The organism is Companilactobacillus mishanensis (genome assembly GCF_003946505.1).
GTDB classification, from domain to species: domain Bacteria; phylum Bacillota; class Bacilli; order Lactobacillales; family Lactobacillaceae; genus Companilactobacillus; species Companilactobacillus mishanensis.
Map to the genome: position 1 here is coordinate 345200 of NZ_RHON01000001.1, position 18479 is coordinate 363678.

Sequence of the window (18479 nt, forward strand, 5' to 3'; positions counted from 1 at the left end):
ATCTCCTATTTGACAGGAACTTGTTCCATCACATAGGCTTCAACTTCGTCGCCAATCTTGATGTCGTTATAGTTTTCGATAGTAATACCACATTCAAATCCTGATTTAACTTCTTTTACATCATCTTTGAATCGTTTAAGTGAAGCTAGCTTACCTTCATAAATAACAACGCTATCTCTAATAAGTCTTACTCCACTATCACGTGTGATACTTCCACTGTTTACGATACATCCAGCAATTGTACCAATCTTAGAAACATTGTATGTTTCACGGACAGTTAAGTTACCAGTTACTTTTTCTTCATAAACAGGTTCGAGCATACCCTTCATAGCTGCTTCGATTTCATCGATAGCTTGATAGATAACTCTGTGAAGACGAATATCAACATTTTCTTCTTTAGCTTGTGTACGTGCTTGAGCTGTAGGTCTAACGTTAAATCCAATGATGATAGCGTTACTTGCAGAAGCAAGGTTAACATCACTTTCAGTAATTGCACCAACAGCTTGGTGAATAATATTTACACGAACGCCTTTAACTTCGATCTTCTTCAAACTTCCGGCAATGGCTTCAGCTGAACCTTGTACATCGGCTTTAATAATAACGTCGACTGTCTTAAGTTCTCCCTCTTTCATTGTTTCGAATAAGTTATCTAACGTAACAGGGTTAGTATTTTGACGTTCCTTTTGAAGGGCACGACTAGCACGCTCTTCACCAGCTGCACGAGCTGTTTTTTCATCAGCGAAGACAACAAACTTATCAGCTGATTCAGGAACATCATTAAGTCCAGTAATTTCAACTGGTTGTGAAGGCATAGCCTTCTTAACTTCTTTCAATCGATCGTTGGTCATAGTTCTGACACGACCAAAGGTATTACCTACAACAACTGGATCTCCAACATGTAGAGTACCTTGTTGTACAAGTAATGAAGCAACAGGTCCGCGACCCTTATCCAACTTAGCTTCAATAACAGTACCGACAGCTTTTTGTTCTGGATTAGCTTTCAATTCAAGAACATCAGCTTCAAGTAGAATCATTTCTAGCAATTGGTCAATATTTGTACCTTGTTTAGCAGAAATATTAACAAAGATAGTGTCACCACCATAATCTTCAGGAATCAAATCATATTCCATCAATTGTTCAGTAACATGTTGTGGATTTGCACCTGGCTTATCGATCTTGTTAACTGCAACGATAATTGGGTCATTAGCAGCCTTAGCATGGTTAATAGCTTCAATTGTCTGAGGCATAACACCATCATCGGCAGCTACGACTAGAACAACGATATCAGTAATATCAGCACCACGAGCACGCATATTTGTAAATGCAGCATGTCCAGGTGTATCCAAGAATGTGATTAAACGATCTTGAAGTCTTACTTGATAAGCACCGATATGTTGTGTAATTCCACCAGCTTCACCAGCAGTAACATGGGTATGTCTCAAATGGTCAAGCAATGTTGTTTTACCATGGTCAACGTGTCCCATGATTGTAACAACTGGTGGTCTAGTAACAAGATTTTCAGTATTCTTTGTTTCAGCTTCAAAGTATTTGTCGATATCAGTAATATCTTCTTCAACTTTTTGCTCAGCATTAATACCGTAATCTGTTGCTAATAATTCAATTGTATCTTTATCCAATGATTGGTTTTGGTTGATCATGATTCCAAGCATAAATAACTTCTTAACGATTTCTGCTGGTTCACGATGCAATGTCTTACCCAAATCTTGAGCGTTCATACCCACTGTATAATTAAGTGTTTCTGGCAATGGACGTTCTTTTCTTTGTGGCATAACCTTCTTTGGTTCAGTACGTTTACGTTGTTGACGTTTTCTCTCTTTTTTCTTCTTACGAGTACCAAATGGGTTAGCTAAGTTAGTCTTATGACCAAAATTACGGTTTGGTGTTGCATTTGGCTTCTTGTATTCTGCCTTTGGAACTTCAACCTTTGGAGTTGGTGTAGTCGATGGCTTAGCTGCTGCAACTGGTTTACGAGTTGCATTATTGTTAGAAGAATTATTTGAGTTTACTGGTCTATTATTGTTGTTATTAACACGTCTTGAATCGTTAGGACGATTGTTTGAATTGTTATTACGGTTATTCGAATTATTTCGTCTATTGTTGTTAGGACGGTTAGTAACACGACTAGCATCTTGGATATTTGTCTTGTACTTATCTAGATACTTATTACCAGCACTTTGTCTTGGTCTTGGTGCTTGAGCAGTTGTTTGATCACGTCTCTGATTATTGTTTGTACGACGATCACGAGATTGAAAACTTCTGTTGTTATTGTTGTTTCTATTGCCGTTGTTATTGTTATTACTATTGTTGTTGCGACTAGTATTGTTGTTATTACTGTTGTTATTTGGACGATTGTTTGAATGACTGTTAGTGTTATTCGAACTGTGGTTATTATTGTTGTTATTGTTACGTCCATGATTGTTACTATTGTTGCTGTTATGGTTGTGTTCGAAATGACCCTTACCTTTGTTTGGATCACGTCTTACAGCAGTAATTTTAATTTTTGTCTTATGGTCACCACTTTCACCATTAGACTTTTCTGATGTGTTTTTTGCATCAGAATGAGCAGCTGCTTTATGGGCAGCTGGTTTTGTATTTTGTGTACTTGTTTTAGCACTTGAGGCTAGTTTAGCATTAGTTGCTACAGGTTTTGAACTTGTGGCTGGCTTACCACCTTTTAAGTTACTAACAAGTTTCTTTTCAGTTGCTTCATCAACTGAAGACATATGATTCTTAACATCAATACCTAGTTTGGCAGCAGCATCAAGTACAGCTTGATTTTCAACACTATTTTCTTTGGCAATAGTATAGATTCGTTTTTTGGCCATCCTATCACACTCCTTATTTTTCCATAATTTCGTTTAACCTTCTAGCAATTCCAAGATCAGTTATACCCATAACTTTCCTATCCTTACCAATTGATTTTTTTAACTCTTGACTCGTAAAAGATGCATTCAATGGAACTTTATAAAAATCAGTTTTGTTTGAAATCTCTTTTTTTGTTCTATCACTACAGTCACTTGCAATTATAACCAATTTCACGGTATTGTCACGAACTCCTTGCAAAGTTAGCTCTGTACCTGAAATAATTTTGCCAGCACAGACTGCAATTCCTAAGAAATTTAAGAAATCTTTTTTCAATGTTTCTTACCTAAATCCCCGAATAAGTCCATTCTAGCCTTTTGATGGTCGACAAATTCAAACAACTCATCATAAAAATCAGGAGAAACCTTAGTAGAAAAAACTTTTTCAAGAATTTTCTTTGATTTGGCTTCTTTAACGGCTTCTGGATCTAATCCGACATATGCTCCTCGACCAGATTTCTTTCCAGTTGGATCAATGGAAATATTGCCATCTTTGTCTCTGACAATTCTCACCATTTCTCTTTTTGGATACATCTTATCTGTCAGCACATCTTTTCTCATAGGTATTTTTCGTGCTACCAAATCCATCCCCCCTTTATTCTTGATCAGTATCAGAATCTGAAGTTGTTGTATCTGTATTATCATCAGAATTGTTTTCTGGAATGTTCTCGACATCATCAATATCGACATCTTGGTCATTATCGTCAACAAATTCGACTTGTGATTCAGGCTTGATATCAATCTTATATCCTGTCAATTTAGCAGCAAGTCTAGCATTTTGACCTTTCTTACCAATTGCTAATGACAAATGATAATCAGGAACAATAACCATACATTGTTGTTTATCTGTTTCATCAAACTGAACAGCAATAACTTCAGCCGGATTCAAAGCATTAGCAATATAATCGACTGGATCATCGACATAAGGAACAACATCAATATTTTCGCCACTAAGTTCATCAACTACAGCTTGTACACGTGCACCCTTAGGTCCAACACATGTTCCAACTGGGTCAACATCAGGATTATCTGATTTAACAGCAATCTTTGTCCTGTCTCCAGCTTCACGAGCAATAGAAACGATTTCTACTGTTCCATCATAAATCTCAGGAACTTCTTGTTCAAAAAGACGTTTTACCAAATCTGGATCTGTTCTTGAAACAAACACTTGTGGTCCCTTAGTTGCGTTCTCAACTTTCGTTACATAAACACGAACTCGATCACGAGGGTTGTAAGTCTCATTTGGCATCTGATCATTCTTTGACATAACAGCTTCGATTTTACCAAAACTAATATATACAAATCTATTATCGCTACGTTCAACGATACCTTGAATTATTTCATGCTCATACTGACTATATTCATTATATATGATGTCACGCTCAGCTTCACGTACACGTTGCATAATTACTTGTTTAGCTGTTTGAGCAGCAATTCTACCAAAGTCTTTAGGTGTTACTTCATATCGAATATGATCACCTAATTCATAACCTTTACTCTTTTCTTGAGCTTGAGCCAAAGTAACTTCTAAACGTTCATCAGCGACTTCCTCAACAACTTCTTTAACAGAGTAAACGTGAATGTTACCTTTTTTTGCATCAAATTCTACTTCAACGTTTTGAGCTTGATTGTAATTACGTTTGTAAGCAGCAACAAGTGCGGCCTCAAGTGATTCGATCACATACTCTTTTTTGATACCTTTTTCTTTTTCAAGCGCATCTAATGCGTCAACCATTTCTTTTGTCATGCTATTCTCCTTAGAATTCTATCGCAAGTCGAATTTTTGCAATCTTATCTCTAGTAATGTTTACTTGCTTTTTAAGATTTTTAACTTTAATTGTGAGTTTGATTTCGTCATCCGTTACTTCGGTCAAAGTACCTTCGAATGCCTTACTACCATCAATTTTTTGATAGAGTGAAACATTAACATAATCACCTTCATAATTACTTAAATCTTCATCATTCTTGATGGGACGTTCTGCACCAGGAGATGAGACTTCAAGGTAATAAGCTGGATCAATAGGATCTAACTCATCAAGCTTTTCACCATATTCTTCACTGATAAGTGCACAATCATCAATCGTGATTCCACCTTTTTTATCGGCGTAAACTCTTAAATACCAGTCACCACGTTCATGTACAAACTCCAAGTCAACTAAGAAAAAATCATGTTTTTCTAGGATTGGCTGTAAAATATCTTTCAATTCATCAATTTTATTGTTCAAATCGGCCCTCCAAAGTAATCGGCAATAAAAAGAGTGAGCATTTCTGCTCACTCGTTCACGATAATCAACTGTAATATAATTTAACACACATGACGCTAGAACGCAACCATGGAAAGCGTTGAAGCCTAAAATAGAGACAATTGATTTTCATCTGGCATTCCATCAAGTGCATGATTTTCTGTCATATATTCAATTACTGTTTTAGAAACCTTACCTCTGATGCCCAAATCCTCTTTTGAAAGGAATGGTTGTTCTTCTCTAGCAGCAACTATTTGCTTAGCAACGTTGTCACCTAGGCCTGGAATAGCGTTGAAAGGTGCCAACAAAGTTTTGTCGTCGATAATTTTAAATTCAAATGCATCAGACTTTTCCAAGTCGACCATTTTTATATTAAAACCTCTTTCAAGACATTCGTTAGCAATTTCCAAAACCGTCAATAAATTCTTCTCTTTAGTTGAAGCTTCCATACCTTTATTATTGATCTCTTGCATGGCATTTTTAACTGCCTGTTTACCTGAAGTCATGGCCACAAGGTCGTAATCATCAGCACGGACAGACATATATGCACTGTAATAGAACAATGGATAATGCACTTTGAAATAGGCAATACGTAATGCCATCAAAATATAAGCAGTCGCATGAGCCTTAGGGAACATATACTTAATTTTCAAACAAGATTCGATATACCAATCTGGCACATCAGCATCTTTCATCGCTTGTTTCCACTCATCTGGAATACCACGTCCTTTACGAACATGCTCCATAATTTGGAAAGCCATTTGTGAGTCCATACCCCAATGGATCAAATCCATCATGATATTATCACGACAACCGATAACTTCCTTCAGAGTAACAACACCTTTGTCTATCAATTCTTCAGCATTACCCAACCAAACATCAGTACCATGGGATAATCCAGAAATCTGTAGTAATTCAGCAAATGTCGTAGGATGAGTTTTTTCTAACATTCCACGCACAAATCTCGTACCAAATTCGGGAACTCCCAGTGTACCCGTCTTAGAAAAAATCTGTTCCGGAGTAACACCAAGTGCTTCGGTTCCAGAGAACAAAGACATAACATCTTTATCATCAACTGGAATAGTAAGCGGATCGATTCCTGATAAATCTTGAAGTGTACGGATCATCGTTGGATCATCATGACCCAGGATATCCAATTTCAAAATATTGTCATGGATAGAATGGAAATCAAAATGCGTTGTTTTCCAAGCAGCATTTTGGTCATCCGCTGGAAATTGATATGGCGTGAAATCAAAAATATCCATGTAATCAGGAACAACAATGATTCCGGCCGGATGTTGACCAGTTGTACGTTTAACACCTGTGGCACCCATTGCCAAACGAGTTTCTTCAGCATTTCTCAAATTTTGTTCAGTTGTCTCTTCATAATTTTTAACATATCCAAAAGCAGTCCTGTCAGCAATAGTACCAATTGTTCCGGCACGGAACACATGATCCTCACCAAAAAGTACTTTCGTATAATTATGTGCAACTGGTTGATAGTCACCAGAGAAGTTCAAATCAATATCAGGAACTTTGTCACCTTTAAAACCTAAGAAGGTTTCAAAGGGAATATCTTGTCCATCTTTGACCAATTCAGTCCCACACTTAGGACATTTTTTATCCGGTAAATCAAATCCCGAACCTACTTCACCTTTGGTGAAGAATTCAGAATATTTACACTTAGGACATCTATAATGGGGCGCCAAAGGATTAACCTCAGTAATTCCGGTCATTGTCGCAACGAAACTGGAACCAACGGAACCACGGGAACCAACTAAGTATCCATCTTTATTTGATTTGTAAACTAAACGTTGTGAAATCAGATAGATAACTGAGAAACCATTTCCGATAATACTCTTCAATTCCCTATCCATTCGTTTTTGAACAATTTCAGGCAATGGATCACCGTATAACTCATGTGCTTTGTTCAAAGTCAAATTGCGAATCTCATCTTCGGCTCCATCCATTTTGGGAGTATATAACTTATCTTTAACAGGCGAAATTTCGTCAATTGAATCCATTATTTTCTTAGGATTATCAACAATAATTTTTTTAGCTGTTGCTTCATCTAGGAAATTGAATTCATCAAACATTTCATTAGTCGTTCTAAATTGAACATCTGGCAATGTTTGTCTTGATAATGGATTACCCTTAACAGCTTTGATTACAATATCTCGATAAATTTTGTCATGCTCATCTAGGTAATGAACATCTCCAGTAGCGACGACTGGCTTGTTGATTTCCTCACCAAGTTTAATGATATTCTTTAAAATTTCTTCCAATGAGTTCTCATTATTAACAATTTTTGCATCAAGGAGATGTTGGTAAACAGGCTTTGGCATAACTTCAAGATAGTCATAATATTGCGCAACTTCACGGGTCTCGTCATAACCCTTTTGCATCATAGTTGTAAAGACTTCACCATCTTTACAGGCAGATCCAACAAGAATTCCCTTACGATATTTATTCAACATCCTTCGAGGTACCCTGGCTGTCCGGTAATAATATTGTGTCATTGAATACGACACAATTTTAAACATATTTTTTAATCCTTCTTGAGTTTGCGCCATCAAAATAGCATGGCTAGGACGAGCTTGCTTGTATGCCTCTTCTCCACCAACGTGATCATTCAACTGCGAAATATTTGTCGTAGAAAATTTTGCTTCCAATTCATCAAAAAGTTTATACATCAAATATCCAGTAGTTTCAGCATCAGAATTAGCTCTATGATGATGTTCCAAAACAATATTGTATTTTTTGGCTAAAGAATCCAATTTGTGATTTCTATACTCCGAATGCAGAGTACGAGACATTTCCAATGTATCAATAACGGGCACGGACACACGGTGATGACCTAATCTTCCTAATGCTGAATTCAAGAACCCAATATCAAAAGTAACATTGTGTCCAACCAAAACATCATCGCCAACAAAATCAATAAATTTCTGAATAATCGTTGCTTCATCAGGTGCATTTTCCACCATGTCATCAGTAATACTAGTCAAATTTGTCGTAATTTCAGAAAGTGGATGACCTGGATTGATAAACTCGTCAAACGACTCCAGTATTTCCCCGTCTTTCATTTTTGTTGCAGCCAACTCAATAATACTGTCATAAACAGCTGATAATCCGGTTGTTTCAACGTCAAAAATCACATATTCAGCAGAATTCAAGTCTTCATCTCGTAGATTGTACGCGATTGGATTCCCTTCATCGACTAGATCGATTTCAACACCATAACCAATTTTTACACCAAATTTTTTACCGGCAGAAAACGCATCTGGGAAGGCTTGAAGTGCATGATGGTCTGTAATGGCAATTGCAGGTTGACCCCAATCACTAGCACGCTTAACTAAAGCGGTCGCACTTGGAATTGCATCCATTTGGCTCATATTAGTATGTGCATGCAACTCAATCCGTTTTTCGCCTTCTTCAGCAGTGTCTTGGCGAGTATCATGCTTAATAATATTAATATCATTTGCCATAATGACCAATTCACGAGAAAAACTATCTTCTTGAATATTTCCACGAACTCTGACCCAAGCACCTTGATCTAATGCCTCAAAAAATGCTTCATCTTCTTCACCATTAGAAAATTTCTTAATACTGAATGATGAAGTATAATCAGTCACTTTTACAATCAATAACTGACGACCAGATTTTAACTTTCTAACATCCTTGTCAAAAATATACCCCTCAACGACCTTGTTACGATCCTCTTCGTTAATTTCTGACATTGAAATAATTGGTGTATCATCAGTGATTTTACGACCAATTTTTTTGATATTACCAGCCGAAGCAGACTTAGCAGGTTTATTTTTTGATATCTCTTGAGCTTTAGTCTGAAATTCTTTCGTCTTTTCAGCGTTGGATGCATTTAACTCGTCTATTTGAGCTTGTGACTGTGCTTCATCAACGTTTACCCGGATTTTAAAACTTGGGAAACCTAAATTACTGTACTCAGATTGAATACTATTAATTAGCTCACCATCCATGAAATCAGCCATGAAACCGTTAGACACAGTCAAGAAAACCTGACCGTTTTCAAAATGTGGTGGGTTTTCGACCATTAATTGGGAGACAACTGGTGAATTAACTTCAGCATGACTCAAGACATATTTCCAGTAATCGTGTACCAATTTCTCATCAAGTGGAGAATTAGGCACATTGATCGCAAAGTCAACATTCGCAATATCCTTAAATCCATTATTCAACGCTTCAGTAAAAATTTGGAAATCATTAAATTGAAGGACACTACTGAATTCAAAGAAAAAAGTCCACCTTCTAGATTTCTTGTGGACTTCCACTTTTGATAATTCTGCAGAATCAAAAATACTATTTGTCTGCAAAATATCATCAAGCTTTATTTGTTTGATCAGAATTTTAAATAATTCGTTATTATCTGACATATTTTACCTTTCGTAAATAAAAAAGGCCTAAGCCTCATTACTGATTCTTAAGCAATATTTTTACTGAATTTACTAATTCATCTTTGTTTACTTCAATTGTTTCGCCGGTACTTCTAATCTTAAGTTCAACAATTGAATCGGCGGCCTTTTTACCAACAGTGATTCTAATAGGCATACCCATTAAATCTGAGTCTGCAAATTTAACACCAGGACGTTCGCCCCTATCATCGATCAAGACGTCATAACCTTCATCTTGAAGTAATGATACTACTTCATCACTGAGTTTTCTTTGTGTATCATCTTTGTAATTAATAGGTACAACATGTACTTGGAATGGGGCCAAACGAACTGGCCAAATAATACCATTCTCATCATTATGTTGTTCAATAATTGCTGACAACAAACGAGAAATACCGATACCATAACTACCCATAATGATAGGTTTTGCTTTTCCATTTTCGTCCAAGAATGTAGCACCAAAATCTTTAGAGAACTTAGTACCAAGTTTGAAAATATGTCCAATTTCAATACCACGATTGAATTTAAGAACACCTTTTCCATCAGGAGATTTCTCACCTTCTTTAACGATTCTTACATCGTTAAATTCAGGCATGTTTTCGCTAATATCTTCAAAGTTAGCATTGATGTAATGTTTGTTTTCAACATTTGGACCAAGTGCAAAGTTTGATAATCCTTCTAATGAGCTATCGTAAACGACACGAACATCATCACTCATTCCTTTAGGACCAATAAATCCAGGAACACTGTGGAATAATGAAACTACTTGTTCAGGAGTTGCTTCGTCAAGGAAGTCAGCTTTGACCAAGTTCTTCAATTTAACGTCGTTTACTTGATAATCTCCACGGATCATAACTAATACTGGTTTTTCATCAGCAATATAAGCTACAGCTTTCATGATCTTTGAAGCATCAATGTTTAGCAGTTGTGCCAAACCATCAATAGTGTGTACGTCAGGAGTATCAACAGTTTCGATTGCTTTATGTTCTTCAACAGGAAGTGGATCAAGTTTACTTGATGCCATCTCCAAGTTAGCTGAGTATTCACTTGTATCTGAATAAGCAATTGTATCTTCACCAATTGCAGCAACAGCGTTAAATTCTTTAGAGTCTGTACCACCCATTGGACCAGCATCACCTAAAATAATACGGTAGTCCAAACCACAAGCGTCAAATATATTACGGTATGCTTGCTCCATGTCGTTAAAAGCAACATCGAGTTGTTCTTGGTTTGCACTGAATGAATAGGCATCTTTCATAATGAATTCTCTACAACGTAGTAGTCCATAACGAGGACGATCTTCATCTCTATATTTAGCTTGCATTTGATAAAGCAAAACTGGTAGTTTTTTATAACTATTGAGGTTTTCCTTCATTACTGTTGTGAAAGTCTCTTCATGTGTAGGTCCAAGCATGAATTCACGATCATGACGATCTTTAAATGTGAATAAAGTGTCTCCATAAGTCTCATAACGTCCACTTTCTTTCCAAAGATCAGCTGGAAGAAAAGCCGGCATGTTCATTTCAACACATTCGATTTTTGCCATTTCTTTACGAATAATGTTTTCAATTTTTAAAATTACAGACCATGAGAGCGGTAGATAACTGTATGCTCCAGCAGCTACTTGTCTGATATAACCAGCACGTAGCATGAGTTGGTGACTTACAGCTTCTGCGTCAGAAGGTGTTTGTTTCAATGTAGGAATATACATTCGAGATTGTTTCATGTGGTATGAGCCCCCTATTTAATAAAGAATCTTTGAATATCGTTCCAAGTTACAGCAACCATCAGAACTACAAGAATTCCGACACCTATCAATGATATAACTGTTTCATATTCTTCTGGGATCGGTTTTCTTCTAATAGCTTCGACAATGTTCATTACAATTTTCCCACCATCTAGAGCAGGAATAGGAATCAAATTAACAATTCCTAAGTTTAATGAAAGCATTGCCATAAATTGTATCACTTTTAGTAATCCCATTGAAGCCGCTTGCGAAGTCATTGAGTAAATCCCCACTGGACCAGCTAGTTGGTTAATATTAAACCCACCAGAAATCATCTTACCCAAAGCTCCGAAAATCTGAGCAGTAGTTTGGATCGTGTAAGTGAAACCATATTTCAATTTGGCCAAAACACTGTTATCGGTTGTAGCCTTAATACCAATCATACCGTATTTTTGACCTGATTGGGTAACAGTTTTGGGAATCAAAGTAACTTTGTGCGTTCCATCACTTGATTTAACTTTTAAATTAACTTTCTCACCGGGCTTTTGTTGAATTGCAGAAACTAACTTGACCCAGTTAGGTGTTGCTTCTCCGTCAACACTTAAAACAGTATCTCCAGATTTTAAGCCAGCTTTTTGAGCAACACTACCGCTCTCAATGCTGTTAAGTTTATTAGTATTGACGATTACGCTGTTCATCATAAATGCTGCAAGAATCGACAATAATATTGCTAAAACGAAATTATTAAATGGGCCTGCAAAGTTAGTGATCATTCTCTTCCAGACAGAAACTGACTGTAATTGAACGTCTCTAGGTGCAATCTGAACTTCAGTGCCATCTTCTTCAACAATTGTTGCATCGTGATCAACACTATATTTCTTTAATTCAGATTCATCACCGTTTTCGTAGCCCTCGATAAATAAATCATCAACAAGATCTGCTTTTGATACTTGAACGGGAACACCGTTAGCATCGTAAACTTTACTTGAAGTGATAATTTTTGAAACTTTTCGTTCATCATTTAAAACCAGTGAAGTCATTGTTCCTGGTTTAATTTCTGAATCGTCTTCTTGAGCCCCAGCCATGCGGACATAACCGCCTAATGGCAGAAGCCTCAAAGTATATGTAGTACTATTTTTGCGGTATGCAACGATTTTTGGTCCCATTCCGACCGAAAACTCGCGTACCAATATTCCTGATTTTTTGGCAGCATAGTAATGTCCAAACTCATGAACAATTACCAAGATACCAAAAACAATTATAAATGTAATTACCGCGGTCATTTTAACCTCCAAGAAGCGATTAGACTAAACCAAAAATGTGTAACATAGGTAAAACAATCAACATACTGTCAAATCTATCTAAGATGCCACCATGTCCAGGTAAAATATTTCCAGAATCTTTGACCTTATAAAAACGTTTATAAGCAGATTCTATTAAATCACCAATTTGGCCAAATGCAGATAGCACTAGAGCAATGATTAACATATTGATCATTGAATACTTCTGAGGAACAAAAATCATATATACGCCTGCAAGAACTAACGCGCAGATAACACCAGCAATAGTTCCTTCCCAAGTTTTGTTGGGACTGATAGCTGGCCACAACTTGTGCTTACCAATTTTACGTCCAAATGAGTAAGCTCCAATGTCAGTTGACCATACCACGATCAAGGCAAACATCAATAAACCAAGACCTCCAGCTGAATTTCTCACTGATGCCAAATAATGGAATCCAATTCCAACATAAGCCATAGTGATAACGGACACACTGGCATCTTCAAAATTAAACTTGTTCTTCGAAAATACAGTTACCATCAGCAACAAAACCACAAAGATATAAAAAATATCTAATCGATTAAATCCATTTGGTAACCACCCTTTGTAAAAATTAAGTGGCACTGCCAAAGACAGTGTCCCTAAAATAGTGATTAAAAAATCAATTGAAACAATAATACGCTTACGCATAATATATATTTCAAAAACTCCAACCATCGCTAACGCAGCAGCAGCAATCTCTAACCAAATTCCACCAAGAAGCAAAATCGGAATAAAAATAGCAAGTGCGATAACAGCTGTTATAACTCGTTGTTTCATAGTTATCCCCCAAAAATCATACAGTACCGAATCTCCGGTCTCTGTCATTAAATGTCTTAATATCCTCAATCAAATTATCAGATGTGAAATCTGGCCAATAAGCATCATCAAACACCATTTCGGTGTACGCCATTTGCCACAATAAGAAGTTGGAAATACGCTCTTCTCCACTTGTTCTTATCAATAAATCAGGATCTGAGTAATCACCAAGTACACTGGTAAATAATTCTTTCGAAAATAAATCTTCATCAATTTCGTCAGGATCGATTTCTCCAGCTTTAGATTTTCGAGCTAAAATCTTTGCTGCATTTACTATTTCTGCTCGTCCGCCATAATTAAACGCAAAATTAAGGATCATTCCTGTATTATCTTTTGTATCTTCCATTGCTTTTCGGACTACTTTTTTTGTCTTCGCTGGAAGATCATCTTTGAATCCAGTAATCACAACTTTGATATTTTCTTTGATCAAATCAGGCATGAAAACTCCAAAAAAATCAACCGGCAATTTCATCAAAAAGCTAACTTCAGTCGTTGGTCGTTTCCAATTTTCAGTTGAAAATGCGTACAAACTTAGCACCTTGACACCAAGGTGACTAGCTTCCGTAGCAATCCTTTTAACGTTATTCATACCTTCCTTATGTCCGGCAATGCGCGGTTGTCCACTTCTCTTAGCCCAACGACCATTTCCGTCCATAATTATCGCAATATGATTTGGCACTCTTAAATTTATGTTCTGCCCATCGATATTTTTTTCTGTCATAGCCAATCATTCCGAAGGTTCTATCCTTCAGTGATTTCCTTTTCTTTTGCTTCAGCAAGTTTATTGATTTGTTCAACTGATGAATCAGTTAGTTTTTGAATTTGATCTTCAATATCATGGAAATCATCTTCAGTAATGTCGCCATTTTTTTCTTGTTTCTTAATTGAATCCATAGCTTCACGACGAACATTTCTAACAGCAACACGTGCTGATTCAGCTTCTTTACCAACTTGTTTGGCAATTTCTTGTCTACGTTCACCAGTTAGCTGTGGAATAACCAAACGAATTACATCACCATCATTTGCTGGATTTGAACCTAAATCAGCAGAATTGATAGCATGTTCAATATCATCCAAAACTGTCTTATCGTATGGAGTTACCAATAGGACACGTGCTTCAGGTACATTGATCGATGCTACTTGGTTCAAAGGAACAGTAGCTCCGTAATAAAGTACCTTAACATTATTCAAAATCGAAGCATTAGCTTTACCAGCACGAATGTTAGCAAGACTACGGTTCAATACCTCGATAGTTTTGTCCATATTTTCTTTACCTTTTGTAATTGCAACGTTTTCAGTCATTTGTACCACCCTTTATAATTGTCCCTATATTTTCGCCTTGTACAACTTTACGAATATTTTCTGGTTCGTTTAAATTAAACACAATCAATGGAATATTGTTGTCCATTGATAATGAAGATGCGGTAGAATCCATAACCCCAAGGTTCTTGTTAATGATATCAAGTTGTGATAGTTCATCATATTTCTTAGCATGTGGATCTTTTTGTGGATCTGCAGAATAAACACCATCCACATTGTTCTTAGCCATAAGAATGACATCCGCTTCAATTTCTGCAGCTCTCAATACTGCGGTGGTATCGGTTGAGAAGTAAGGGTTACCTGTTCCACCGGCAAAAATTACAACACGGCCTTTTTCGAGATGTCTTACAGCTTTTCTTCTGATATATGGCTCAGCTACTTGACGCATCTCAATGGATGTTTGTACTCGAGTAGGAACATCTACTTGTTCCAATCCGTCTTGCAATGCCAATCCATTCATTACAGTAGCCATCATTCCCATATAATCAGCCTGAGCGCGATCCATGCCCATCTCTGCTCCTGTTTCACCACGCCAGATGTTACCGCCTCCACAGACGATTGCAACTTGGACTCCTAGTTGTTGAATACTTTTGATTTGTTCAGCAATTTTCTTAATTACTGGAGGATTGATTCCAAATCCCTTTTCTCCGGCTAATGCTTCACCAGAAACCTTTAATATAACTCGATTATATTTAATATCAGGCATAAGTGCTCTCCTTTAATTTTGCTATTAAACATTTTAACATAATCACTATAGCTAGTTTGACCTAACTTTTAATTTTACACGAAAATGTCCCAAGATAAAAGAAAAGACCGCCCAATTCTAAAAGAATTAAGCGATCCCCATCATTACTATTTATTATTTCATTTGGTCCATAACTTCTTGTGCAAAGTTTTCTTGGGCCTTTTCAATACCTTCGCCTACTTCAAAGCGAACATATGAAACAAGTTTACTGTTTTTTGATTCAACAAATTGTTGAACAGTTAAATCTGAATCCTTAACGAATTCTTGATCAGCCAAACTAATTTCTGACAAGAACTTGTTAACACGACCTTCAACGATCTTAGGAATGATCTTTTCAGGCTTACCTTCAGCTTTAGTTTCTTCTGTCATAACTTCCTTTTCATGAGCCAATACATCAGCAGGAACATGATCACGGTCGATATAACGAGGATTAATAGCAGCAACGTGCATAGCTACATCTTTAGCAGCTTGTTCGTCTGAGCCATCAAGAATTACAACAGCGGCAATTAAGCCACCATTATGTAGGTATGAACCGAATACTTGTGAATCAGTCTTGTCTAACACTTGGAAACGTCTCAAAGTAATCTTTTCACCGATAACAGCAGTTAAGCCAGTAACAGCTTCTTGAATAGTTTGATCGCCAATCTTAAGTGCAAGTGCATCATCCATTGTCTTTGGTTCATTTTCAACAACAGCTTTACCGATCTCATTTACGAGAGTCTTAAACTTGTCATTAGATGAAACAAAGTCAGTTTCTGAGTTAACTTCGATGACAGCAGCTTTGTTGCCAGAAATTTCGATATGTGCCAATCCTTCAGCAGCAATACGATCATTCTTCTTAGCAGCTTTAGCAATACCTTTTTCACGAAGTTCATCGATAGCTTTTTGCATGTCTCCATCAGTAGAAACTAATGCTTTTTTAGCATCCATCATTCCTACACTTGTTTTATCACGCAATTCTTTAACTTGAGCAGCAGTAATTTTAGCAGCCATTAAATATCCTCCAGTCAGAAAGAAAGCCATCCATAATAGATGACTCTCCAAAATCTAAATTATTTATTATCGTTAGCATCTACATTATCAGATTTTTCAGCGACATTTTCAATAGATTCGCCTTGATCTTTTGAATCTTCTTTAGCAAAGTCATCAGAAGTTACTGAATCTTCACCTTGTTTACCTTCAACGATAGCATCAGCCATCTTTGAAACGATCAAACGTACGGCACGAATAGCGTCATCGTTTGAAGGGATAATAACATCGATATCGTCAGGGTCAGTATTTGTATCAACCATAGCAACGATAGGAATATTAAGCTTTTTAGCTTCGTTAACTGCAATATTTTCTTTATGAGGATCAACAATAAACATAACATCAGGAATTCTTGGCATATCTTCGATACCACCAAGGAATTTCTCCAATTTAGCTTGTTGTTTCTCTAACAAAGCAACTTCTTTCTTAGGTAGGCGTTCGAATGTTCCATCTTCAGCCATTGCTTTGATTTCTTTTAATCTCTTAATACGTTTTTGGATTGTGTTCCAGTTTGTCAAAGTACCACCTAACCAACGATGGTTAACATAGTATTGACCGGCACGTGTTGCTTCTTCTTCAATAGCGTCTTGTGCTTGTTTCTTAGTACCAACAAACAAGAAGATACCATCATCACCGGCAACGGCCTTCATATAGTTGTATGCATCATCGATCATGCGTACTGTTTTTTGCAAATCAATGATATAAATACCATTTCTTTGTGTAAAGATGAAAGGTTTCATCTTAGGGTTCCAACGTCTTGTTTGGTGACCAAAATGTACACCGGCTTCAAGAAGTTGTTTCATAGAAATAACTGACATAAAAATTTCCTCCTGGTTTTTTCCTCCACTCTGAATCACTTTCAGTTGATACGCTATATGCGAACCTTCAACCAAATCATCAGGTGTGTGTATTTTCAATACAAACAAACATTATAATAGATAAATTTATCAAAATCAAGCAATACTACCAAGTAATTCCATTGTCCTTCAATAATTCTTCCTTGTGACTTCTGGACAATTTCTTGATTGCTATCTCTCTTTTGAGTGCTGCTGATTTATTTTCAAGTTTTTCCGTATACAAAAGCTTAACTGGCAACCGTACTTTTGTATACTTAGCTCCTTTGCCAGTATTGTGTGTAGCTACCCTTTTCTCGACATTATTTGACGTTCCCGTATAAAATGTCCCATCTGAACAAAGTAATATATAAACAAAATAACCTTTATCCGTTGATGATTTTTCTTGCTTCATTCGTTAATTCATCCCCACTGTACATAACTAAATCAGGAAGTATCTGGACGGACGCAGTCTTAACTGTTTTGATTGCATCAATCAAAATCAAGTTTGAGTTTGTATCCGACCTACTTCTGACAAACCTAATTCTCTTTGGTTGGATCATATTTTCATTCATTTTACTTAACAACTCGGTTAATCTTTCAGGTCTATAGACCATAAATAAATGAGAATTTTCCTTTAACAATATCTTAGAAACTTTCAAAATCGTATCCAAGTTGGTCATTATTTCATGTCTAGCAATTGCTAACACTTCATTATCTTTTATTTTCGTCGCTTGTTCTTTCAAAAAATACGGTGGATTGCAGACAATCGTATCAACGGTATCGTGATCAATATATTTTTGAATGTTCTTCAAATCGTCATTTATTTCTGTAACTTGTTCACTAAGATTATTTTCAACAATACTAGTCTGTGCCAGATCAGCTAATTTTTGTTGGATCTCGACCAAAAAAATCCTTGCTGACGTTTTTGCTGCCAAACTTAGACCAATCGCCCCATTTCCTGAACAAAGATCAACAACAGTACCTTTTTTTGACGGTTTTGCGAAGTCATATAGTAATATAGTGTCAAGATTAAATGAATACAATGATTTATCTTGATTTATCGTAATTTCACTGTTTGCTATAATATCCTTTGATATTTTTGTCATGATACACCTACTTTGTGGTATTTTAG

At 36.5% G+C, this 18479-nt stretch carries 16 protein-coding genes; all 16 read right to left on the reverse strand.

Annotation, left to right across the window (positions count from 1 at the left end; all coding sequences use genetic code 11):
• Positions 1-5 precede the first annotated feature (5 nt).
• The 16 genes from infB to EKM63_RS01725 all read right to left on the reverse strand — a co-directional run bounded on the left by infB (position 6) and on the right by EKM63_RS01725 (position 18453).
• Positions 6-2846, reverse strand: a complete 2841-nt coding sequence (gene infB, locus EKM63_RS01650; RefSeq protein ID WP_125703068.1) for a translation initiation factor IF-2 — start codon at positions 2844-2846, stop codon at positions 6-8.
• Between the two features lie 13 nt (positions 2847-2859).
• Positions 2860-3159 (reverse strand): L7Ae/L30e/S12e/Gadd45 family ribosomal protein, encoded by a 300-nt coding sequence (locus EKM63_RS01655; RefSeq protein WP_125703070.1) that lies wholly within the window; start codon positions 3157-3159, stop codon positions 2860-2862.
• On the reverse strand, positions 3156-3470 hold the full coding sequence (gene rnpM / locus EKM63_RS01660; protein ID WP_125703072.1) for an RNase P modulator RnpM: 315 nt from the start codon (positions 3468-3470) through the stop codon (positions 3156-3158). Before rnpM ends, EKM63_RS01655 begins: the two co-directional genes overlap by 4 nt.
• A gap of 7 nt (positions 3471-3477) precedes the next feature.
• The gene (gene nusA, locus EKM63_RS01665) at positions 3478-4629 is read right to left on the reverse strand and encodes a transcription termination factor NusA (protein ID WP_125703074.1); all 1152 of its coding nucleotides are present in this window, start codon (positions 4627-4629) and stop codon (positions 3478-3480) included.
• A 10-nt stretch (positions 4630-4639) separates the two neighbouring features.
• Positions 4640-5107, reverse strand: coding sequence for a ribosome maturation factor RimP (gene rimP, locus EKM63_RS01670; protein WP_125703077.1), 468 nt, complete (start codon positions 5105-5107; stop codon positions 4640-4642).
• Positions 5108-5232: 125 nt separating this feature from the next.
• Positions 5233-9537 (reverse strand): PolC-type DNA polymerase III, encoded by a 4305-nt coding sequence (locus EKM63_RS01675; protein WP_125703079.1) that lies wholly within the window; start codon positions 9535-9537, stop codon positions 5233-5235.
• 37 nt (positions 9538-9574) lie between these two features.
• Positions 9575-11281 carry a proline--tRNA ligase gene (locus tag EKM63_RS01680; protein ID WP_125703082.1) on the reverse strand — a complete coding sequence of 569 codons (1707 nt, stop codon included), beginning with the start codon at positions 11279-11281 and terminating at the stop codon, positions 9575-9577.
• Between the two features lie 14 nt (positions 11282-11295).
• On the reverse strand, positions 11296-12564 hold the full coding sequence (rseP, locus tag EKM63_RS01685) for an RIP metalloprotease RseP (protein ID WP_125703083.1): 1269 nt from the start codon (positions 12562-12564) through the stop codon (positions 11296-11298).
• A gap of 19 nt (positions 12565-12583) precedes the next feature.
• The gene (locus EKM63_RS01690) at positions 12584-13378 is read right to left on the reverse strand and encodes a phosphatidate cytidylyltransferase (RefSeq protein ID WP_125703085.1); all 795 of its coding nucleotides are present in this window, start codon (positions 13376-13378) and stop codon (positions 12584-12586) included.
• A 16-nt stretch (positions 13379-13394) separates the two neighbouring features.
• Positions 13395-14138, reverse strand: a complete 744-nt coding sequence (locus EKM63_RS01695; protein ID WP_125703087.1) for an isoprenyl transferase — start codon at positions 14136-14138, stop codon at positions 13395-13397.
• Positions 14139-14158: 20 nt separating this feature from the next.
• Positions 14159-14719 (reverse strand): ribosome recycling factor, encoded by a 561-nt coding sequence (gene frr / locus EKM63_RS01700; RefSeq protein WP_125703089.1) that lies wholly within the window; start codon positions 14717-14719, stop codon positions 14159-14161.
• On the reverse strand, positions 14712-15443 hold the full coding sequence (gene pyrH / locus EKM63_RS01705; RefSeq protein ID WP_125703091.1) for a UMP kinase: 732 nt from the start codon (positions 15441-15443) through the stop codon (positions 14712-14714). Before pyrH ends, frr begins: the two co-directional genes overlap by 8 nt.
• 153 nt (positions 15444-15596) lie before the next feature.
• Complete coding sequence (gene tsf, locus EKM63_RS01710; RefSeq protein ID WP_125703093.1) at positions 15597-16475, reverse strand: translation elongation factor Ts; 879 nt, start codon at positions 16473-16475, stop codon at positions 15597-15599.
• A gap of 59 nt (positions 16476-16534) precedes the next feature.
• Positions 16535-17329 carry a 30S ribosomal protein S2 gene (rpsB, locus tag EKM63_RS01715; RefSeq protein ID WP_125703095.1) on the reverse strand — a complete coding sequence of 265 codons (795 nt, stop codon included), beginning with the start codon at positions 17327-17329 and terminating at the stop codon, positions 16535-16537.
• Between the two features lie 145 nt (positions 17330-17474).
• Positions 17475-17759, reverse strand: a complete 285-nt coding sequence (locus tag EKM63_RS01720; protein WP_125703096.1) for a GIY-YIG nuclease family protein — start codon at positions 17757-17759, stop codon at positions 17475-17477.
• Positions 17731-18453, reverse strand: coding sequence for a tRNA1(Val) (adenine(37)-N6)-methyltransferase (locus EKM63_RS01725; protein ID WP_125703098.1), 723 nt, complete (start codon positions 18451-18453; stop codon positions 17731-17733). The genes EKM63_RS01720 and EKM63_RS01725 overlap by 29 nt, the downstream gene beginning before the upstream one ends.
• Positions 18454-18479 lie beyond the last annotated feature (26 nt).